The sequence below is a fragment of the Pseudomonas sp. GV085 genome, assembly GCF_003050925.1.
In the GTDB taxonomy this organism is placed as follows: Bacteria; Pseudomonadota; Gammaproteobacteria; order Pseudomonadales; family Pseudomonadaceae; genus Aquipseudomonas.
The window spans coordinates 230,827-252,656 of record NZ_QAOV01000009.1 but is presented as its reverse complement, the minus strand read 5'-3'; the positions used below and the strand labels follow the sequence as shown (position 1 = coordinate 252,656).

16 protein-coding genes and 1 pseudogene are annotated in these 21,830 nt (G+C 59.4%); 9 read left to right on the top strand and 8 right to left on the bottom strand.

Annotation, left to right across the window (positions count from 1 at the left end; genetic code table 11):
• Window positions 1-1,036: 1,036 nt before the first annotated feature.
• Complete coding sequence (locus C8K63_RS20280; protein ID WP_108218327.1) at window positions 1,037-1,759, bottom strand: hypothetical protein; 723 nt, start codon at window positions 1,757-1,759, stop codon at window positions 1,037-1,039.
• An 873-nt stretch (window positions 1,760-2,632) separates the two neighbouring features.
• Between C8K63_RS20280 and C8K63_RS20265 the strand changes: the two genes are divergently transcribed.
• The 3 genes from C8K63_RS20265 to C8K63_RS20255 all read left to right on the top strand — a co-directional run bounded on the left by C8K63_RS20265 (window position 2,633) and on the right by C8K63_RS20255 (window position 4,918).
• Window positions 2,633-2,944, top strand: coding sequence for a DUF3077 domain-containing protein (locus C8K63_RS20265; protein WP_108218324.1), 312 nt, complete (start codon window positions 2,633-2,635; stop codon window positions 2,942-2,944).
• A 302-nt stretch (window positions 2,945-3,246) separates the two neighbouring features.
• The gene (locus tag C8K63_RS20260; protein WP_108218323.1) at window positions 3,247-3,555 is read left to right on the top strand and encodes a DUF3077 domain-containing protein; all 309 of its coding nucleotides are present in this window, start codon (window positions 3,247-3,249) and stop codon (window positions 3,553-3,555) included.
• A 625-nt stretch (window positions 3,556-4,180) separates the two neighbouring features.
• Window positions 4,181-4,918 (top strand): hypothetical protein, encoded by a 738-nt coding sequence (locus C8K63_RS20255; RefSeq protein ID WP_177413288.1) that lies wholly within the window; start codon window positions 4,181-4,183, stop codon window positions 4,916-4,918.
• Here C8K63_RS20255 and C8K63_RS20250 read toward each other — a convergent pair.
• Window positions 4,875-5,351, bottom strand: coding sequence for a DUF488 family protein (locus C8K63_RS20250; RefSeq protein WP_108218321.1), 477 nt, complete (start codon window positions 5,349-5,351; stop codon window positions 4,875-4,877). The two genes, C8K63_RS20255 and C8K63_RS20250, sit on opposite strands and share 44 nt — an antisense overlap.
• Before the next feature lie 263 nt (window positions 5,352-5,614).
• On the opposite strand from C8K63_RS20250, the pseudogene C8K63_RS20245 reads away from it, so the two are divergent.
• The 6 genes and pseudogenes from C8K63_RS20245 to C8K63_RS20220 form a co-directional block, all read left to right on the top strand.
• A pseudogene (locus C8K63_RS20245) lies at window positions 5,615-5,804 on the top strand (DUF3077 domain-containing protein); the annotation flags it as partial.
• 262 nt (window positions 5,805-6,066) lie between these two features.
• Window positions 6,067-6,507 carry a hypothetical protein gene (locus C8K63_RS20240; RefSeq protein ID WP_108218320.1) on the top strand — a complete coding sequence of 147 codons (441 nt, stop codon included), beginning with the start codon at window positions 6,067-6,069 and terminating at the stop codon, window positions 6,505-6,507.
• Window positions 6,508-7,186: 679 nt separating this feature from the next.
• Window positions 7,187-7,663 carry a formate dehydrogenase subunit gamma gene (locus C8K63_RS20235; RefSeq protein ID WP_108218319.1) on the top strand — a complete coding sequence of 159 codons (477 nt, stop codon included), beginning with the start codon at window positions 7,187-7,189 and terminating at the stop codon, window positions 7,661-7,663.
• Window positions 7,660-9,222 (top strand): NADH-quinone oxidoreductase subunit NuoF, encoded by a 1,563-nt coding sequence (locus tag C8K63_RS20230; protein WP_177413289.1) that lies wholly within the window; start codon window positions 7,660-7,662, stop codon window positions 9,220-9,222. Before C8K63_RS20235 ends, C8K63_RS20230 begins: the two co-directional genes overlap by 4 nt.
• Window positions 9,219-12,101, top strand: a complete 2,883-nt coding sequence (fdhF, locus tag C8K63_RS20225; RefSeq protein WP_108218318.1) for a formate dehydrogenase subunit alpha — start codon at window positions 9,219-9,221, stop codon at window positions 12,099-12,101. Before C8K63_RS20230 ends, fdhF begins: the two co-directional genes overlap by 4 nt.
• Window positions 12,098-12,319: a formate dehydrogenase subunit delta gene (locus tag C8K63_RS20220; RefSeq protein WP_108218317.1), complete on the top strand. Its 222-nt coding sequence runs from the start codon at window positions 12,098-12,100 to the stop codon at window positions 12,317-12,319. Before fdhF ends, C8K63_RS20220 begins: the two co-directional genes overlap by 4 nt.
• A 152-nt stretch (window positions 12,320-12,471) precedes the next feature.
• On the opposite strand, the gene C8K63_RS20215 is transcribed toward C8K63_RS20220, so the two are convergent.
• The 6 genes from C8K63_RS20215 to C8K63_RS20185 all read right to left on the bottom strand — a co-directional run bounded on the left by C8K63_RS20215 (window position 12,472) and on the right by C8K63_RS20185 (window position 21,806).
• The gene (locus C8K63_RS20215) at window positions 12,472-12,816 is read right to left on the bottom strand and encodes a potassium channel family protein (protein WP_108218316.1); all 345 of its coding nucleotides are present in this window, start codon (window positions 12,814-12,816) and stop codon (window positions 12,472-12,474) included.
• A 341-nt stretch (window positions 12,817-13,157) separates the two neighbouring features.
• Entirely contained in the window at window positions 13,158-14,801 is a 1,644-nt protein-coding gene (locus C8K63_RS20205; RefSeq protein ID WP_108218315.1) for a fatty acid--CoA ligase, read from the bottom strand.
• A gap of 24 nt (window positions 14,802-14,825) precedes the next feature.
• Complete coding sequence (locus C8K63_RS20200) at window positions 14,826-16,604, bottom strand: acyl-CoA dehydrogenase C-terminal domain-containing protein (RefSeq protein ID WP_108218314.1); 1,779 nt, start codon at window positions 16,602-16,604, stop codon at window positions 14,826-14,828.
• Window positions 16,605-16,610: 6 nt separating this feature from the next.
• The gene (locus tag C8K63_RS20195; protein WP_108218313.1) at window positions 16,611-19,130 is read right to left on the bottom strand and encodes an RND family transporter; all 2,520 of its coding nucleotides are present in this window, start codon (window positions 19,128-19,130) and stop codon (window positions 16,611-16,613) included.
• A gap of 16 nt (window positions 19,131-19,146) precedes the next feature.
• Window positions 19,147-20,238 (bottom strand): YCF48-related protein, encoded by a 1,092-nt coding sequence (locus C8K63_RS20190; RefSeq protein WP_108218312.1) that lies wholly within the window; start codon window positions 20,236-20,238, stop codon window positions 19,147-19,149.
• Window positions 20,239-20,447: 209 nt separating this feature from the next.
• The gene (locus C8K63_RS20185) at window positions 20,448-21,806 is read right to left on the bottom strand and encodes a DUF1329 domain-containing protein (RefSeq protein WP_108218311.1); all 1,359 of its coding nucleotides are present in this window, start codon (window positions 21,804-21,806) and stop codon (window positions 20,448-20,450) included.
• Window positions 21,807-21,830: the final 24 nt, after the last annotated feature.

Sequence of the window (21,830 nt, the reverse complement as noted above, 5' to 3'; positions counted from 1 at the left end):
TCGATAACTGTCCCATCATGCTGCGTGCTTCCCTGCTGGCCAATGCAGATATTTTGCCGCAGGCCAGATAGGGGAGCTACTTTTTCAACAGAATCTGCCGATAGCGGACTTTTGGCGAAGCGGTTATCCAAGCCAAACCGAGGCGCAAAATCCGACATTAACTAAGTTATAATTTGGAAAAAAGACGAAAAAAAGGGGACAAAAAAGGGGACAGATTTGTTTTCAACAGAATAAATCTCCCCTCCCCCCCTTTCTCTATTCATTTTTCTGCAGTGAGTTTCAAATCTATCCTAGAACCTTACTCCAAACATTGCTAAACGAGGCCAAGTGCACTGACTGCAAAAAGCCCAAGCAATAGAGTAATTAAAACCACCCCACTCAAATGCAATACAATTAGTTTTCGCCTGAGACTTCCAGGAAAGTTTTGCAGGTCCTTAGCGTTGGCTCCACCATCCATAGTCATAACGCCCATTATTGCAACCAGAACGAACAACCTTCCCCAAGCCCCCCACACTTCAATGAAGCCCTCACCATAATAGATGGGCAATTTTTCAAATGATCTAGCATCTCATCCGTTGTGGCGTAGGCCAAATGCAACGCAACGCCAAGAAAGATGAAAAGACCGCCAAAACCAATAATACTGATACACAGAAATATTTTGTGCGCGACACTCGCGCTCATTTAAGGGTCTCGTAGATTATTTCGCCAGTTTTTTCACCCGTCTTGCCGAGGACAAACCCTACAGCCAAGCGCCCTCTTACTACTACGAAAAAAGGGGACAAAAAAGGGGACGGATTTATTTTTAAGGAAAAAGAAAGGAAAAAAGAGGACGGATTTACTTTTCATTTCTTTTCACCGCATTTCAGTCAAAAAAGCAAAGGAAAAATAATATCGTCCCCTTTTCACCTCAAAAGGATCATTTAACTTTGCTATGGTCGATAGCTTCGAGACGCCGCTCATGCAGAATGATTTTTTCCAACTTCTCTGAAGTTAAGTAGTACAGCTTCAATTTGTCCCTCTCTTTTGCACTTCTTTCTTACCGGGACGGTGCGCGCCCCATTTGATCAAGTTCTGCCGAGAAGCTGACCAAGTTTTCCATGTCGGTTGCATTGCGCAGGAGAATAGCCATGTTGCCAGCGGCACTGAGGGTGCACTGATTTAAAGGCGCTCCAAGGTCGTGGCTAGATACGAACATAGCCCAGAGAAAGCCACCGAAGACGAAGCGATATGCAATGTGGCCGCTGAGGCGCACTTTTCCAGGCTGCATGATGAGGCCGGTGAAAACCCCAGCCTCGTGCTTCAGGCCAAACATGAAACAACCATATCGCTCAGGGGAACCCGGGTCACCGGCGAGGAGAAGCTGGCGCAGGGCCTCTGCGTGTTTTCCGAGCTGGACGTTTTCGAAGAACTGTAGTGAGGAAACGCCGGCCCGCCACAGTACGGAAAGCTGGAACAGCTTAAACTGGCGGTAGTCGAGGTCCGAGATGTGAACGATATTGCCCTCCTGCCTGACGGTCAGTGACACGCCACCTTTGAGCACCAAGCTTGCGTAGCGCTCCCATACCGACAGCTTTTGTTCACATGCGTCACACAGCAAACGTTCTCGCAGCCCCTTTTGCTCGCGCCAATTCGCTTGCTCCGGAATGATGGACAGCACCTGAAGCCGGTGTTTTTCGTCATAGAGGGTCTCGTACAGGAACTCTGGAATGACGTGCGAACGGCGAAGCTCAGCTTCTTGAAGGCACAGGGCGCAGGGCATACGAGGCCTAGCGTAGTAGTAACCGGCGCTGCACGGACCTATCGCGCAGCATCCGGTTGACTGGTGGGTTATGCGACGGTTGTGGGCTGAGAAATTTCATGTAGTTCCTTCTTTACGAGCCTCACGATCAGTTCAATGCATGGCGGTCGACTAAGTTCCAGAATTAGAAGCATAGCTAATCATGTTCCATTGCTCCTTCCACCGGCTGCTCTTGGCCAATTCTGTTGAAAAAGTCGCTCTGCCAAAACTGCCTGATCATTGACTGGTGATAACGTCTTTTTTGCACGCTGCTACGTGAAATCCGAGTCTGGAAGACTCTGCCAAAAGTAAAGATTTCAACCTCGGACGCGTACTTTTCTGATACGCAAACCCTGGCCGCCTTTTTCAACAGAATCGGCCGAAAGCGGACTATGAGCGTAGCTACTGCCACGCGCGCGACGAACAGATCGAGGACAGAACACATTTTTCGTCTCGGGCGGTTTGGGATCGAGGCCTTTGACGGTTGCAGGAAAAGGATCTGGACGATACCCTCCCACCGTCGCTGCCAATTCAGCGACCGGGTGTGGAAACCCGTGTAATTCAAGGCGCAACAGCGCCCCCATCACGTCTGCCGGCGCTTTTTTTATGCCTGCGGCGTGAGTTATGGCGGCTGTGCGTGGGACGTCTTCGGGCGTGCCGGTTTCCTTGATTCCCGGTTTTCCACCCTGCGCACAGCTGTCACCCATTCGTGTGGAAACGAACGTGGCAGCTCCTCATATCAAGGAGTTGGATAATGCGCAGTATCAATCCGTTTGAAATTTGGCTTTCCCCTCTACGCAATTCCCAATCACGTAATCCCCTCTCCCATTGCCTCTCCATCCTCGGAGGTGGCCAATGACCGAACAACCTGAACTCAAAACCATCGGCCTGACGCCGGCCATCTACTGCGCGGACCAAGCACTGTTCCATGTCACGCGTGATGTTCCCCTCGGGGATGCTTTGGCGATGGCTTCTGATTTTCTGTTTCTGGCCAAGGCGCTGAGCAAGGATGCGGCTTATGCCAGGGACACGGATTATCACGCCTGGGCTGCGCATTATTTGACGGCGATGGGGAAGGCGGTGGTGGATGATGTGGTGAAGGTGCTTACGCGGGATCGTACTTCCGCAATGACACCTAAGCAGCCGACAGCGAAATCCGAAGGATAGCGCCTGAGAAGCAATGAGCCTCGAGTAATTCGGGGCTTACAATTACGCAGCGCTCAACCAAATCAGGTATGTACGCAACGGCGTATGAGAAGCTGGGGCAGTCAACTTCCATGCTCCAGAAACAAGAAGGCCCGAACGTAATGCCGGACTGAGCCAGCACCAGAGGATCGGGCGCGATTGACGTCAATGCTGCCGCAGCCAAATGACCAAGTCAATGTGTACGAAATTTGGCTTTTCCTTTCACACAACGTCCAATCGCGTAACCCCCTCCCCCATAGCCTCTCCATCCTCGGAGGTGGCCAATGACTGAACAACCTGAACTCAAAACCATCGACCTGACACCTGCGATCTACTGCGCGGATCAAGCGCTGTTCCATGTCACTCGCGACGTTCCTCTCGGCGATGCGTTGTCCATGGCCTCCGATTTTCTGTTCCTGGCCAAGACGCTCACTGAAGATTCTGCTTATGCCATAGACACTGACCGTCACGCCTGGGCTGCGCATTATCTGACTTCGATGAGTAAGGCGTTGGTGGATGATGCGGTGAAGGTGCTGACGCGGGATCGGACGGTTGCGCCGATGTCCAGGCGGGCGGCTGAGGCTGAAGGGTAGGTTCTGGTTTTTAGGCGACAGGCATGTCGTTTGTAGGGACGGGTTTGGTTGCGGGAGGCTTGGGCATTCAGTGAGTTGGTGGTTGCCTTGGGTTTTTCGCGAGCAAGCTCGCTCCTACAGGGGATTGGCTTGGGCAACTTTCATGTTTCATGAACAAGAAGGCCCGAACGTAATGCCGGACCGAGCCAGCAAAAAAGGATCGGGCGCGATTGGGATTGATGCTGTCGGAGCCTGGTGAACATGTCGACGTCAACTTCACATGGAACGCGGGTATGTGGCGACATCCAAGCGGACGGCGCCGCCGGCTGGAGGAAGCGGCCAGCTTCCAGCAGTTATCTGATTTCAGCCGGGCGCAAACAATGTAGCAGCTTGGTACACCGGTTATCGTGCTGAGGATTCTTAAAAAATCCAATGAGTAAATCGAGACATATGGAGTGACAGTAAGACCAGTCTGCTCATGCTGCCAAATACAACTGACAACTGTTCATCTCCCCAATGCCTAGGTAGAGTTCAAAAAAGCCAAAAGGATCTGGTCAGAATGCGACGGAAAGCTCGAATACTTGTACTCTGCAAGACATATCCATCACCCAGCGCTAGATATTCCGAAACGTCCTGCGTCGCAGGTATGGACGAACACGGCAACCTAATACGCCTTTACCCTGTTCCATTTCGCCTGGTCACTGAAGATCAACAGTTCGCGAAATGGCAATGGATTGAGGCCTTCATTGATAGAAGCCCGGCAGACAGAAGACCCGAAAGCCACAAGATCGGGGTAGACACTATTTCTGTAGGTACAAGGCTACCAGCGGGCGACTGGAAAGAACGACGCACGTTTTTGGATAAGCTGACCATCTACGATAGCTTTGATGAGTTAGAGAACGCGCGACTGAGCAACAATGTCACCCTGGGCCTAGTCAGGCCTGCACGCATAGCCGCACTACATATTCGTAAGGCAGCATCAGAAGAATGGACACCTCAGGAAATCGAAAAACTGGAGCATCTACAGCGACAGCCGAACCTTTTCGATGAGCAGCAGGAACGAGCAAGCATAAAACGACTGGAGAAAGTCCCATTCGACTTCCACTACACATACGAATGCTTAGTCGATGGAGAGCTCAAATCCTATACCCACAAGATCGTGGACTGGGAAATCAGCCAACTTTACAGGAACGTTCGTCGTCGACATGGCGCAGAAGGCTGGGAAACTCCGTTTCGACAAAAGCTGGAAATCGAGCTCCCAAGTAAAGACCTTATGCTGTTGATGGGAACTATCCACCGATTCCCGGGGCAGTGGCTGATTGTTAGCCTCGTCTACCCGCCTAAGCTACAGCATGAAACAGATCCGCAAATTTCTCTATTTTGATTGGAAGATGTTTGGCTTGCAGCGAGCTTTCCAACTCTTGGGCGGCTTCCGCAATCAGGCTTCGATGACAAAAGCTTGCATCAGCCTCATAGCAGACCATGCAAATGCGCTGTTCTGCGACGCTGGAGACGAGGCTACTTAGCACTGAGGCCTGGGTTCGGATGTAGGCTCGGAAGTCGCGAGAGTACACAAACCAATCACCATCTTCTTTGTACCGATTCCGTATTGGTTTTGGGCATCCGAGTGGTGGGCTGTGCTCATACGAAATGCCTGCAGCAGCCAGGCACTCAGCAAAGGCCTTCTTGGAAAAACCCTTTTTACGAGAGAGCGGATACTCCCGAACATCAAGCACCTTGTCGATCTGGGCCTGTTTGAGTCGCGCGATGAAAGCGTCGATCGTGAGCCCTTCGTAGCCCGCGGTGTAGATGGTCATAAGTATTCTCCTTGTGCTTCCGTGCGCAATCGAAGCTAAAAAACGCGGCGGACTATAGCATCCGCCGCAGGTTGTCGCCCGATGCTGTGATGAGCGGAGCCCTTCTACGATGCCAGAACATAGCAGCAAGAAAGCCACTGCTTCCTATCTAAAAACTAAATCTACATGTAACGGCCCACCCTCGAATCTCCTTCACTGCTTCTCCCTCCTCGGAGCCGGGCAATGACCGAACAATCCGGATACAACCATCGGTCTGACATACGTTGGCTATGGCTTCTGATTTTCAGTTTCTCACCGAAGCGCTACGCCAGACACAACGACCGCCACGCCCGAACTGCGCATTATCTGACCTCGCTGAGCAAGGCATTGGTGGATGATGCGGTGAAGGTGCTGACGCGGAATCGGACTTGCACGCCGGCCTCCAGGCAAGCGGGGGTAAAGGCTGAGGGGTAGTGATTGAAACGCTGAAACAGCTTCAGATTTCAGAAGTCAGGCATGACGCTTGTGGGAACGGGCTGGGTTGCGGTAGCCGGGGTATTCAGCGGGATATGTGGATGCCTTGCGTTTTTCGCGAGCGAGCTCGCTCCTACAGTGGGTTTGCTACAACCCGATGGCTATTGGACCGACCATCCGAATAACCTCAGGATTTGTACAGCTGACTAAAATTCAGTGGGGGATCTCTTCAACGAGCCCTTACAAGGCGGGAGGTTTTACGATGAAAGTCGTAACTTCGCTGGCGTTGCTGGTAGCGGCAGGTTGGATCTGCGTGGTTGGTGCAGCCCCGAAGCAAATCGTTGCCGTTCCCTTGAATGCAACTACTCACAATGCCGGGCATATCGCTCAGGCCGTTCTGACCCCCTTGAGCAGCAGTGAGACGGAGCTTTCGTTGTTTGTGGGTGGTGTACCCAATGGCACTGCAATTCCGGCGCACTTGTATACCTATATCTACTCGGGAAGCTGCGCCAGGCACGAGCCCAAGCCGGCCTATTCACTCAATCGCATCGTGGCCGACAACTTCAACGAGCAGGCGGGCATCCAACTCTGGAAGAGCGTGCCTATGGCTTATGACTCGCTGCGGTCCGGCGGATATGCGCTGGTGATGCGGACGAGCCCGGCCGATGGGAATCCTGATATTTTCTGTGGTGAGCTTGGTTAAGGGGTTTCCCCCGCTTCCATGCATAGCGTGGGAGCGGGGGAATATCCCACTCAGGTTGTTTGCAGTATGACGGTGGTCATTCAACAGTAGATGTTGGTTGCCTTGCGTTTTTCGCGAGCAGGCTCGCTCCTACAGTAGGGGGTTGGGTTTCCGTTCTGGGTTTTGTGTTGGCTGGTCTGGCGCTTTCGCGGGCAAGCCCGCTCCTACAGGGATTGGGGTTGTCTTGTGGGTATTGTTGACCACGGAGTTCGGGGCTTTTTATTGCTTGGGTTCGAAGTAAATGCTGGGGATTCGGTTTTTGGATTTCCGGCATCCGGGTGCTTCCAGTGGGCTTGATCGTCACCTTCTCCACAGGCAATCCCCTGTGCATAACTTCTGCAACCGCCCCCTCTGGCACGGCGTCTCCACCCTCATTCTTCTAGACTCAATACAAGGTCGTAGACAGAACCGAACACGTCGCTCTGGTGCAGCCGAATCAAGGGCCGCGTGGCAATCTGGCTTTTATGCCCCTTTAGAGGTGCGGCGAAGACCGTGCCGGGCACAACAAGATGCCCGCTCAGGGTGCCCTGGCCGACGGTTTGTAGATGCCACGATACCGTGACGTGGTGTAAATGCCGCAGCCGACACTTTCGGACAACCGACAACCACCTGGTTTGTCCGTGACTGTGAGGATTGCTGAATGCCTGATGAGATGTTGCACCTGCCTGTGGTCAACAGTCTGCTGGAGCGCCACAAGGGCTCTGCGGGTGCGCTGTTGCCCATTCTTCATGATATTCAGGAGCGTATCGGTTACGTCCCCGATGTCGCCGTCCCCGAGATTGCCCATGCCCTCAACCTGAGCCAGGCCGAGGTTCGCGGGGTGATCAGTTTTTACCATGATTTCCGTACCGCGCCGCCCGCGCGGCACATCCTGCGGCTGTGCCGGGCCGAGTCGTGCCAGAGCCGTGGCGCCGAGCAGCTTGCCGCGCAGTTGCGCGAACGTCTGCAACTGGACGATCACGGCAGCAGTGCCGATGGCAGCATCAGTTTGCGTCCGGTGTATTGCCTGGGTGCTTGTGCCTGTTCGCCCGCTCTGGAGCTGGATGGCCGGGTGCATGCGCGGCTCAGTGCCGAGCGTCTGGATGCCTTGCTCGACGCTTGCCGGGAGGACGCATGATGCCGACGCTCTATCTGCCCTGTGATTCTCTTGCCCGTGCCGTGGGTGCCGATGAGGTCGCTGTGGCCCTGATCACTCAGGCTCAGGAACGCAATCTGCCGCTGGAGTTGCAGCGCACCAGTTCGCGCGGTCTGTATTGGCTGGAACCGCTGCTGGAAGTGGACAGCCCGCAAGGTCGTATCGGCTTTGGCCCGCTGACGGCGGCCGATGTGCCGTCGGTGCTTGATGCGCTGCAAGACGCGTCGTCCGCGCATCCGCTGGCCTTGGGCCTGGTGGAAGAATTGCCTTATCTGAAGTCTCAACAACGCCTGATGTTCGCGCGCGCCGGCATCACCCGGCCGCTGTCTCTGGAGGATTACCGGGCCCACGGCGGTTTCGAGGGTCTGACCCAGGCCATTGCCATTGGCGGCGAGCAGACCGCGACAGCGGTATTCGACTCAGGCCTGCGCGGTCGTGGCGGCGCAGCATTCCCGGCCGGGATCAAATGGCGCACGGTTCGCGGCACTCAGGCTGCGCAAAAGTACATTGTATGCAACGCCGACGAAGGCGACTCCGGCACTTTCGCCGACCGCATGTTGATGGAAGGCGACCCCTTCCTGCTGATCGAAGGCATGGCGATTGCCGGCATTACCGTCGGCGCCACCTACGGCTACATCTATGTGCGCTCGGAATATCCGGATGCCGTGGCCACGCTACGTGCAGCATTGAACATCGCCCGAGATGCCGGTTACCTCGGCGCCAATGTCGCCGGTAGCGGTCAGGCCTTCGACATGGAAGTGCGCGTCGGTGCCGGTGCTTACATCTGCGGTGAAGAAACCGCGCTGCTGGACTCTCTCGAAGGCAAGCGCGGGATCGTTCGCGCCAAGCCGCCGATTCCGGCGTTGCAGGGTTTGTTCGGCCTGCCGACCCTGGTGCACAACGTGCTGACTTTGGCCTCGGTGCCGCTGATTCTGGCCAAGGGCGCGCAGTTCTATCGCGATTACGGCATGGGCCGCTCCCTGGGCACCATGCCCTTCCAGTTGGCGGGCAATGTGCGTCACGGCGGCCTGGTGGAACGGGCCTTTGGCCTGACCTTGCGCGAACTGGTGGAAGACTACGGCGGCGGGACCGCCAGTGGCCGGCCGTTGAAGGCGGCACAGGTGGGCGGCCCGCTTGGCGCCTGGGTGCCACCTTCGCAATTCGACACGCCGCTGGATTACGAAGCCTTTATGGCCATCGGCGCGATGCTCGGTCACGGTGGTGTGGTGGTGGCTGACGACACCCTGGACATGGCCCGCATGGCACGCTTCGCCATGCAGTTCTGCGCCGAGGAGTCCTGTGGCAAATGCACGCCTTGCCGTATCGGTTCGACCCGTGGCGTCGAGGTGATCGACCGCCTGCTGGCCGCTCCCGACCAGAGCGGTCGTGATGAGCAGGTGATCATCCTCAAGGACCTGTGCGACACCCTGCAATACGGTTCGCTGTGCGCGTTGGGCGGCATGACGTCTTATCCCGTGGCCAGCGCCCTCAAGCACTTCCCCGCTGACTTCGGTCTGCAAGCCTCGGAGGCCGAACAATGATCACTCTCTTCGACCCGAAAACCGATATCGACCTCGGTACGCCAGCCCGCAACAGCCAGGTGCAAGTCACCCTGAACATCGACGGCCGCAGCATCAGCGTGCCCGAAGGCACCTCGGTGATGCACGCCGCCGCGCTGCTGGGCACGACTATTCCCAAACTCTGTGCCACCGACAGCCTGGAACCTTTTGGCTCCTGCCGCATGTGCCTGGTGGAGATCGACGGCATGCGCGGTTATCCGGCGTCCTGCACCACGCCGGTCACCGAAGGCATGAGCGTGCACACCCAGACGCCAAAGCTCGCGACCCTGCGCCGTAACGTCATGGAGCTGTACATCTCCGATCACCCGCTGGACTGCCTGACCTGCTCGGCCAACGGCAACTGCGAGCTGCAAACCGTGGCCGGTCAGGTCGGCCTGCGGGAAGTGCGTTATGGCTATGAAGGCGAGAACCATCTGGAGGACGTGAAAGACACCTCCAACCCCTATTTCGACTACGACCCGAGCAAGTGCATCGTCTGCAACCGCTGCGTGCGCGCCTGCGAAGAAACCCAGGGCACCTTTGCCCTGACCATTACCGGGCGCGGTTTCGAATCCCGGGTTGCGGCCGCCGGCGGCGAGAACTTCCTCGACTCTGAATGCGTGTCCTGCGGCGCCTGTGTGCAAGCCTGCCCCACCGCGACCCTGATGGAAAAAAGCGTGGTCGAACTGGGCCAGCCCGAACGCAGCGTGATCACCACCTGTGCCTATTGCGGCGTGGGCTGCTCGTTCCGTGCCGAGATGAAAGGCGACCAACTGGTGCGCATGGTTCCGGACAAGAATGGCCAGGCCAACCACGGCCACTCCTGCGTCAAGGGGCGCTTCGCCTGGGGCTATGCGACCCACCCGGATCGCATCACCAAGCCGATGATCCGCAAGCACATCAGCGACCCGTGGCAGGAAGTCAGCTGGGATGAAGCGGTGACCTACGCCGCCAGCGAATTCCGCCGCCTGCAGCAAAAATATGGTCGCGACTCCATCGGTGGCATCACCTCCAGCCGCTGCACCAACGAAGAAACCTACCTGGTGCAAAAACTGGTGCGCGCCGCGTTCGGCAACAACAACGTCGACACCTGTGCGCGAGTCTGCCACTCGCCGACCGGCTATGGCCTGAAGCAGACCCTTGGCGAGTCCGCCGGCACCCAGAGTTTCGACTCGGTGATGCAGGCCGATGTGATCCTGGTGATAGGCGCCAACCCCAGCGACGCCCACCCGGTGTTCGCCTCCCAGCTCAAACGCCGTCTGCGTGAAGGCGCGCGGCTGATCGTCATCGACCCACGACGCATCGATCTGGTGGATACGGTGCATGCCCGCGCCGAGTATCACCTGGCCCTGCGCCCCGGCACTAACGTTGCCATGCTCAACGCCCTGGCCCACGTGATTGTCACCGAAGGCTTGCTCAACCAGGCCTTTATCGACGCCCGTTGCGAGGGCAGCGATTTCGCGATCTGGAGTGAATTCGTCAGCCGTGCGGAAAACTCGCCGGAAGCCCTTGGCCCTGTCTGCGGTGTACCCGCTGCCGACATCCGTGCCGCTGCGCGCCTGTATGCCACCGGCGGCAACGCGGCGATCTACTACGGCCTTGGCGTCACCGAACACAGCCAGGGCAGCACCTCGGTGATGGGTATTGCCAACCTCGCCATGGCCACCGGCAACATCGGCCGCGAAGGCGTGGGCGTGAACCCGCTGCGCGGGCAGAACAACGTGCAGGGCTCCTGTGACATGGGTTCCTTCCCCCACGAGCTGCCCGGTTACCGGCATGTTTCCAACGAAACGGTACGGGCGCAGTTCGAACAAGCCTGGAACGTCACCCTGCAACCCGATCCGGGCCTGCGCATCCCCAACATGTTCGAGTCGGCCCTGACCGGCAGCTTCAAGGGCCTGTATTGCCAGGGCGAAGACATCGCCCAGAGCGACCCCAATACCCAGCACGTCACCGCGGCTCTGTCGGCCATGGAGTGCATCGTGGTGCAGGACATTTTCCTCAACGAAACCGCCAAGTTCGCCCACGTGTTCCTGCCGGGCTGCTCGTTCCTGGAAAAAGACGGCACCTTCACCAACGCCGAGCGCCGCATCTCCCGGGTGCGCAAAGTCATGGAGCCGCTGGGCGGCAAGGCCGACTGGGAAGGCACCGTAGCCCTGGCCAACGCCCTGGGTTACCCGATGAATTACCAGCACCCATCGCAAATCATGGATGAAATCGCCAGCCTGACCCCGACTTTCACCAACGTCAGCTACGCCGAACTTGAGCGCCATGGCAGCCTGCAATGGCCGTGCAACGCCGAGGCACCGGACGGTACGCCAACCATGCACATCGAAGAATTCGTGCGTGGCAAGGGGCGCTTCATGCTCACCGGTTACGTGCCCACCGAGGAAAAGGTCAACAGTCGCTATCCGCTGCTGCTGACCACCGGGCGCATCCTCAGCCAGTACAACGTCGGCGCCCAGACCCGGCGCACCGACAACGTCGCCTGGCATGACGAAGACCGCCTGGAAATCCATCCGAGCGACGCCGAGAGCCGTGGCATCAACGAAGGCGACTGGGTCGGCATCGGCAGCCGCGCCGGGCAGACCGTGCTGCGTGCGCGGATCACCGAGCGGGTCGCCCCGGGCGTGGTGTACACCACCTTCCACTTCCCGGAATCGGGGGCCAACGTCATCACCACCGACAACTCCGACTGGGCCACCAACTGTCCGGAGTACAAGGTCACCGCCGTGGAAGTCAGCCGCGTCTACCACCCTTCGGAGTGGCAAAAACGCTTCCAGGAGTTCAGCGATGAACAACAGCGCCTGCTCGACGCACGTCGCCAGGCACGCGGGACCAAAGCCGAGGTACGCCGATGAGTACTGACAACCTGATCAAGATGGCCAACCAGATTGCCCAGTACTTTGCCAGCCAGCCGGACCAGCAACAGGCAGTGCTCGGCGTGCGCAATCATATGCAGTTGTACTGGGCGCCGAGCATGCGCAGGGAATTGCAGGCCTGGCAGACGGAACATCAGGGGGCGGACCTGCACCCTTTGGTGCAGGCGGCGGTGACTGGGGCGGGGTGGGAGGCTTAGCCCTGGACAATCCCGACTGAACAGCTAAACAACTGTAGGAGCGAGCCTGCTCGCGATAGCGGTGTATCAGCCAGCACAAATGCTGAATGTTACGCAGCCATCGCGAGCAGGCTCGCTCCTACAGGGGATTTGTGTTGTGGTTGGGATTTGCCCTACGCCCCACCCTTCCTCGCCGCCGTCACCGTCACTTCAATCGCCCGGACACTGATCGCCGCGAACGTCGCGGTCATCAGTACGCCGTTGAAACCCAGCAGCACTGCAAGCACTCGCGAGACGCCCAGTTTGGGCACCAGTTCTCCATAGCCGATGGTCAGGCCCGTCACGAAGGCGAAGTAGACACCGTCATCCGGGCTCCAGCCTTCCAGTTGGGCGATGATGAGGCCGAAGGCAATGATCACTAACAGCAGTATCGAGAAGATCGGCCACACCACTTTGAAGTAGAACCAGACGGCTTTATAGAACTCGTGGCGGACGTTTGATGCACGGGTGAAGTTCATGTCGTGGGCTTCCTGGGATTTGACTGACCGGCAATTGAATACGCGGCGGTTCAATACCCCGTTCAGCTTGGCACAAGCGCTGAAAACCGCGACCGACGGGGCGTTATCTTTGGCCAGGACTATGACAAAGATGACGCCCCGCAAACTATCCAGAAACCGCCTGGCGACGGTGGAATTCTGTAGGAGCGAGCTCGCTCGCGATGGTCGTTAACGATAACGCGTGTTTCCTGGTTATACGCGGCGCTCTCCAGTCCATCGCGAGCAAGCTCGCTCCTACAATAACGCGGCGTTCTCGAGTCCATCGTCGGAACGCCGCCCGGAGCAGGCTCGCTCCTACAACCTCAGTTCGCTTCAGTTTCCCGAATCAGCTTCTTGTTGATCTTGCCGACGCTGGTCTTGGGGATTTCGGCGACGAATTTGAACTGCTTGGGGATCGCCCATTTATTGATACGCCCGCCGTCGACGAAGGCTTGCAGGTGAGTCTCGAGGATCTTGCGGTCGAGGTATTGCCCCGGTTCGCAGACGACCATGGCCATGGGCCGTTCGCCCCATTGTTCGTCGGCAATGCCCACCACGGCGACGGACATCACGCCCGGGTGTTCGCTGATCAGGCTTTCCAGTTCAAGAGAGCTGATCCACTCGCCGCCGGTCTTGATCACGTCCTTGATGCGGTCCTTGATTTCCACGCCGCCGAGCGGGTCGATAGAGGCCATGTCGCCAGTGTGCAGCCAGCCGTTGTGCCACAGTTCTGCACCTTTGTCCGGGGCTTTCAGGTAGCCTTGGGTCAGCCACGGCGCGCGCACCACGATTTCGCCCAGGGACTCGCCGTCATGGGCCACGTCGTTGCCGTCGGCGTCGATGATCTTCAGGTCGACCATCGGCACCGGCGTGCCGGTCTTGATGCGAATCGGCAGTTGCGCTTCGGCGGACAGCTGCAGGTCTTCGTCACGCAGGTACGTCAGGCACAGCAACGGGCAGGTCTCGGACATGCCGTAGCCGGCGTGCACCACCATGCCTTTGGCATTGGCTTCGCTGGCAACGCCCAGGGTCAGGGCGCTGCCGCCGAGGAGCATTTTCCAGCCGTCGAAACGGGTCGCCTTGCCTTCCTCGCAATTGAGGATCATCTGCAAAATGGTCGGCACGCAGTGGGAGAACGTCACCTTCTCTTCGCGGTACAGCCTGACCAGGCTGTTGGGTTCGTAGCGGCCGGGATACACCTGCTTGATGCCCATCAGGGTCGCGACGTACGGCACGCCCCAGGCATGCACGTGGAACATCGGCGTGATCGGCATGTACACGTCGTCGGAGCGCAACAGCGGCGCACCTTGATAGACGCCCAGGGTGCCGACGGCATTCAGGGTATGCAGCACCAGTTGCCGGTGACTGAAGTACACGCCTTTCGGGTCGCCGGTGGTGCCGGTGGTGTAGAACAGCGTGGCGACCGAGTTCTCGTCGAAATCGGGGAAGTCGTACTGGTCCGGGGCCAGGGACAGCAGGTGTTCGTATTCGCCCAGTACCGGTAGCGAGGTGGTGGTCGCCTCGTCATCGGTGAGCTGCAGGTAGCCTTTTACGGTTTCCAGCCGACCGTGGATCTGCTCGACCAAGGGCAGGAAATCATCATGCACCAGCACCAGGTCATCCTCGGCGTGGTTCATGGTGAACAGCACCTGCTCCGGCGACAGGCGAATGTTCACCGTGTGCAGCACCGCGCCGATCATCGGCACGGCGAAGAAGCATTCCAGGTAGCGGTGGCTGTCCCAGTCGAGCAAAGCCACGGTGTCACCGGCCTTGACCCCGGCCGCGGTCAGCGCATTGGCCAGACGGCGAATACGCTTGTTGAGGGTCTGGTAGCTGTAGCGCAGCTTGTCGGCGTAGACGATTTCCCGACCCGGCTCATAGCGCACGCCGGACAGCAGCAATTGCTTGATCAGCAAGGGATAGGCATAAGCGCCGTCGGCGGGCGGGATTATTTTTGTCGCCATCATGTTTAAGGTTCCTTGTCCTTTCGATCAGAACTGATCGGCTTGCAGCTCGTAGAGGCAGTCGCTGCCGGCCTTGGCCGATGCGCTCAACGAGTGGATACGCGGCAGCAACCGGGCGAAGTAGAAACGCGCGGTGGCCAGTTTGCTGGTGTAGAAATCGTCCTCGGCATCGCCGCTCATGACGACTTTGGCCATGCGTGCCCACATGTAGGCGTACGCGGTGTAGCCGAACACGTGCAGGTACTCGACCGAGGCCGCGCCGATTTCGTTCGGGTTGTTTTGTGCCCGGTCGAGCAACCACGCGGTCAGCTCGTCGAGGGTGTCGACGGCGGCGTTCAACGGCTGGGTGAACTCGCCCAGGTCCGCGCAGGCATTGGCGGTGAAACTGCGGATTTCCGAGGCGAACAAACGGTAGAGCGCCCCGCCGCTGCCGACGATCTTGCGCCCGGCCAAGTCCAGGGACTGGATGCCGTTGGTGCCTTCGTAGATCTGGGTGATGCGCACATCACGCACCAGTTGCTCCTGGCCCCACTCACGGATGTAGCCGTGGCCGCCGAAGATCTGCTGGCCATGGAGGGTCGTCTCCAGGCCCATGTCGGTAAGAAATGCCTTCGCCACCGGGGTCAGCAGCGATACCAGATCCTGCGCGCGCTGGCGTGTCGGTGCGTCGTCGCTGTACTTGGCGATGTCCAGTTGCAGGGCCACGTAACTGGAGAACGCACGGCCGCCTTCGTTCAAGGCTTTCATGGTCAACAGCATGCGGCGCACGTCCGGGTGGACGATGATCGGGTCGGCCGCTTTGTCCTTGTGCTGCGCGCCGGTCGGTGCGCGGCTTTGCAGGCGGTCACGGGCGTAGGCGACGGCGTTCTGGTACGAACGCTCACCTTGGGCCAGGCCCTGGATGCCCACGCCCAGACGCTCGTAGTTCATCATGGTGAACATGGCCGCCAGGCCTTTGTTCGGTGCGTCGACGATCCAGCCGGTGGCGCCGTCGAAGTTCATCACGCAGGTGGCGGAGGCCTTGATGCCCATCTTGTGTTCGATGGAACCGCAGGACAGCGCGTTATTTTCACCCAGCGAACCATCGGCATTGACCAGCACCTTGGGTACCAGGAACAGTGAGATGCCTTTGGGCCCCGCCGGTGCATCCGGCAGTCGTGCCAGCACCAGATGGATGATGTTTTCGGTGAGGTCGTGCTCGCCACCGGTGATGAAAATCTTGCTGCCGCTGACCTTGTAGCTGCCATCGGCCTGTGGCTCGGCGCGGGTGCGGATCAGACCCAGGTCAGTACCGGAATGGGCTTCGGTCAGGCACATCGAACCGGTCCAGGTGCCGGCGTACATGTTCGGCAAGTAAGCCGCTTTCAGTTCTTCGCTGGCGTGAGCCTTGATCGACAGGCAGGCGCCGGCGGTCAGCATCGGGTACAGGCCGAACGACAGGCTGGCCGAGTTCACCATCTCTTCGACCTGCGCCGAAATCGCCTTGGGCATGCCCATGCCGCCGTACTGCGGATCACCGCCGACCCCCACCCAACCGCCTTCGGCGAAGGCTTGATAGGCCTGGGCAAAACCGTCCGGGGCGCTGACCGCGCCATTGCTCCAGGTGCAGCCCTGTTCGTCGCTGGCGCGGTTCAGTGGCGCGATCACTTCACCGCTGATCTTGCCGGCCTCTTCGAGGATGGCGGCGGCGGTCTCTTCATCGATCACGTCGGCCAGGCCGGGCAATTGTGCCCAGAGCCGGGACACCTGGAAAACCTCGTTGAGTACGAAGCGCATGTCGCGCAGGGGAGCTTTGTAATCAGACATCTTGGCTTACTCGGAAGTGGTCACGGCATGGGGCATGCCGGGACGTTCAGTGGATTCAATGTTTTCGGCTGCCGCGACAGAACCGGGCTGAGGGGCCCGTTCGCGCAACAGGAACCAGGACAGGGCCGGGATCAGGATCAGCGCGCCGAGCATGTTCCACAGGAACATGAAGGTCAGCAGGATGCCCATGTCGGCCTGGAACTTGATCGGCGACCAGACCCAGCACACCACGCCGGCGGCGAGGGTGATGCCCACCAGCCCGACCACGCGGCCGGTGAAGGACACGGCGTTGCGGTAAGCCTGGGACAACGGCAGGCCCTGGCGCTGGAAGTGCAGTTGCACGCTGAGCAGGTACAAGGCGTAGTCGACGCCGATGCCCACGCCGAGGGCGATCACCGGCAGGGTCGCGACTTTCACGCCGATGCCCATGGCTACCATCAAGGCTTCGCAGAGGATCGAAGTCAGCACCAGCGGCAACAGCGCCACCAGCGTGGCGCGCCAGCTGCGGAAGGTGATCAGGCAGAACAGCGTCACCGCCGCATACACGTACAGCAGCATGGTGCGGTTGGCTTCGCGCACCACGATGTTGGTCGCGGCCTCGATCCCGGCGGTGCCGGCGGCGAGCAGGAACTGACGATCTTCCGTGCTGTTTTCCTTGGCGAACTTGTCGGCAATCGCCACCACCGCATCCAGGGTTTCAGCCTTGTGATCCTTGAGGAAGGTGATCACCGGCATCAGCGAACAATCGGTGTTGAACAGCTCCGGAGAGTTGACCGAGGCTTGTTGCGCGGCGTAGTTGAGCACGTCCTGGTTGCGCTGGATGCTGTTGAGCTTGGGGTTGCCTTCGTAGGTGCCAGCGGTGATCTGGCGTACCGCGTTGACCAAGGACGCGGTCGCCTGCACGCCCGGATACTGTTGCAGCTCCCAAGCCAGGCGGTCGGCGAGCACCAGGGTCTTGTAGTTCAGGCAGCCTTCCGGCGCGGTCTTGATCATCACCGCGAACAGGTCGCTGGACAGCGCGTAATGTTGGGTGATGTAGGCGTTGTCGCGGTTGTAGCGCGAGTCGGCGCGCAGCTCCGGCGCCCCGCTTTCCAGGTCGCCGATCTTCAGGTTCAGGCTGACCATGAAACCGCCGATGCCCATCAACACCGCGACCAGAACCGCGCCCGTGGCCCACTTGGCGGTGGTGAAGCGATCGAGCGCGTCCCAGAGTTTGCCGAAGCCTTTGTGCTTCTCTGCGCGGTTGTCGATTTTCAGCGCACGCTCGGCCGCTTTCGCGCCCACACCGACATAGGACAGCGCCACCGGCATCAGCAACAGCGAGGTGAAGATCAGCACCGCGACGCCAATGCTGGCGGTGATTGCCAGATCCTGGATCACCGGGATGTCGATCAGCATCAACACCGCAAAACCCACCGCGTCAGCGAGCAACGCGGTGACCCCAGCAATGAACAGACGGCGGAAGGTGTAGCGCGCGGCGATCAGCTTGTGGGTGCCACGGGCGATGTCCTGCATGATGCCGTTCATCTTCTGCGCGGCATGGGACACGCCGATGGCGAAGATCAAGAACGGCACCAGCACCGAGTACGGATCGATGGCATAACCCAGCCAGGCGACGATGCCCAGTTGCCAGACCACCGCGATCAGCGAGCAGCCGACCACCAGCAAGGTGCTGCGCACGCAACGGGTGTAGCCGTAGATGATGATCAACGAAGTGGCCACGGCCAGGCCGAAGAACATCATCACCTGGATCAGGCCGTCGATCAGGTCGCCCATGAGCTTGGCGAAGCCGATCACCCGGACCTTGTAATGGCCGGTGCCTTCGACCCCGGATTTACGCGCAGCGCTGTCACCGACGTATTCGATCTTGTCGCGCAACTGCTCTTCGAGCATCTGCGAAAAAGCGTGGTAGTTGATGCGTTGGCCACCGGCCGCGGCTTTGTCCATCAGCGGCACGATCAGCATGGTTGACTTGAAATCGCTGGCCACCAGGCTGCCCACCAGACCGGCGCGGGAGATGTTCTGGCGCAGCTGCTCAATATCGGAGGGCGAGCCCTGATAACTGTCGGGCATCACCGGGCCACCCTGGAAACCGTCCTCGGTGACTTCGGTCCAGCGCACCGCCGGGCTCCACAGCGACTTCATCCACGCGCGGTCGACGCCTTCGGTGAGGAACAACTGGTCGTTGACCTGCTTGAGCACGTCGAGATATTCGGGATCGAAAATATCGCCCTGGGTGTTCTCGACCACCACCCGCACCGAGTTGCCCAACCCGCGCAGCGAAGCGCGGTTTTCCAGGAAGTTCTGAATGTAGGGCTGGCTCTGGGGGATCATTTTTTCGAAGCTGGGGCGCAGCTCCAGGCGAGTCACGGCCATGAAGCCCAGTACCACGGTGGCGAGCGCCATCAGCAGCATGAACAGCGGACGGTAGTTGAACACCAGCCGCTCGAGGAGGTTGCCGGAGCGACGATCGAAATCACGCAGATCGCGAATCACCGGCATGGCGTCTTGTTTGATATTGCCCATGTCTGGGTTCTCGCTCTTAGGGTTCGAGGGCTGGATCGGCGGACAGCGTCCGGGCACCACGGCTGCCGGCCAGCACCAATGCGCCAGCGGCGGACTGGGTGGCACCGGCGACCGGGGTCGGTGCCGGTTGCTGCTTCAGACGCAACTGCGCGCCCGTCCCTTGGCTGACCAGCATCTGCCCGCCCTGGGTGAACAAGCGATAATTGCCACGGGCATCGATCAGGCCCGCGGTGATGCTGACGTGCAGGCCGCTGTCCAGTGCAGTCCAGCTCTGGCCGCCGTCGGCGCTGCGCAGCACATTGCCGCGCAGGCCGTAGACCAGCACTTCGCCAGGCTTGCCGAGCACGCCGAAGAAGCTGCCTTGATAAGGCGTTGGCACGGCATTGAAGCGTTGGGCGCTGTCGTCCCATTTGAGCAACAGGCCTTGTTCGCCGACGATGTACAAAGCGTCACCGGTGGAGGCGATGGCGTTGAGGTGAAAACCCTGAGGGTTGTCGGTGCGATCCTGGAATGGCGTCCAGGTCTGGCCACCGTCGTCGGTGCGCAGGATCAGGTTGAACACGCCGACTACATAGCCCGTTTTGTCGTTGGCGAACCAGACGTCGAGCAGCGGTTTGTCCGCGCCCTGCTCGGCCAACCGCTGGCCCTCGGCAACCAGCAGCGGCCATTGCTCATTACCCGGTTCGGCGCTGGCCAGCGCCGTGTAGTGCTTGACCAGCAAGGCGCCGATCTGACGACCGTCGAGCTGTTTTTGCCAGGTCGCACCGGCGTCGCTGCTGTGCAGCACCACGCCGTCATTACCCACCGCCCAGCCTTGGGTGGCAGTCGGAAAATTCACCGCAGTGAGGTCGGCACTGGCCGGTACGGCGGCCTGTTGCCAATGCTTGCCGGCATTATCGGAAAACAGAATATGGCCACGCTGGCCGACGGCGATCACGCGCCCGCCGGCGCGGGCCATGCCGGACAACGGACTGTTGATCGCCAAGGCACTGACCCTGGCAGGCAGGTCCAGCACATCGACGTACTCGGCCGCATGGGTGACGCCCTGCGACAGGCCGAGCACGACACCAAACGCCAGCCGCAAAATATTATTTTTATACGAACACATACTGCGTCCTCTTCGGAAAACCGCGCCGGGACACACATCCGTGTGCCTGACGTTCAAACCTTGCGCCGTGCAGGTCATGTGGGAGCGAGCCTGCTCGCGATGGACGTTAACGATGACGCGTGCTGTCTGGATGCCCGCGTCGCCCTCTGGTCCATCGCGAGCAGGCTCGCTCCCACAGTGGATCGTGCGAGCGTCTGCTTGCGGTTGGCTTAGCGAATACCGGCGCCGGCCAGGGATTCCGACGACCACTGCGCCTTGGAGAGCGGCTCGATGTACTTGATGCCGCCGTAAGGGCCGACCACACCGTTGATGTTGTACGAACCGCCGACCAGGTCGTAGATCATGAAGGGCGTCGAATCCGGAACCTGCTTGTCGTAGCTCTGGCTCAGGAAGGCGAAGGAGCCACGATAGAGCTGACCACGGGCGTCATATTGATCCGAGGCCAGAGCGGTCCAGCTGTCTTCGTCGAGGTAGAAGCGGCGCTTGGCGTAGATGTGACGAGCACCGGCCTTGAGGTTGCCTTCGACGACCCATACGCGGTGTTTTTCCCAGCGTACAAAGTCAGGTGACAGGTGATTGGCGGTGGTCAGCGACTTCGGATCCTGGACGTAGGTCAGCTTGTAGGTGTTGTAGGGCACGATCATTTCCTGCTTGCCGACCAGTTTCCAGTCGTAGCGATCCAGTGCACCGTTGAACACGAACACGTCATCGTAGGTGCCCGCACCGGCGGTACCAGGGTTTGGCGTGTCGTAAGCCAGGCTCGGCGCCAGTTTCACTCGACGCTGCCCCGGCAAGTACTGCCAGGCGCGGCGCGGTTGCTGCAACGGGTTGGCGGCGTCCTTGAGCATGATCGCCTCACCGGCGCGGCGCGCAGGGCCGGTGTACGCCAGCTTCATCTGGTAGTACACATCGGCGCTGCTGATCGGCTGCGCGAGGTTTTCATAGATCGGGTAGGAGATGTTCGCTTGCCCGGTAGTCGCCAGGCTAGGAACGCCCGCGGAGTCAACGTTCCAGGAGTCGTACTTGGAGCTGATGCTGACGCCTTGGTAGCGCAACAGGAAGTTCCACATCGCTTCGTTGCCCGACTGCGGAATCGGGAACGGAATGCCCGGCAGGACGTTGTCGATGGCCAGGCCACCTTCCAGGGACTTGGCGCCGCTGGCGTTCTTCACGCCGTTGTCCAGAATCGCTTGAGGCAGCGAAACGGTGCGGTGCGTCGGGAACACGTCGACACGGAACGTCGGGAAACGCTTGGCCAGTTCTACCGTGGTCGCCGTGAGCAGGCCCTTGTACTGATCGACGTTCTTGCCGTCGATCACCAGCAGCGGCTTTTCACTGGCAAACGGGTCCGGGCGCATGCTGTCGCCAGCCTTGAAGCTGGCTGGCGGGGTAGTCAGGCCACCGTTGTAGGCAGGAATGGAACCATCAGCGTTCCCGGCTTTTTCAGCGCCTGCCTGTGTCAGGCTGGTGCCCAGCTTGGCAGCTTCCTGGGTTGAAACAGCGGCCTGTGCCTGAGCGGCAAGGACCATGGCCAGCGAAGCGGCCAACACGGTTTGTGCGAATTTCATCTTGTTATTCTCCTGCTTGCATTG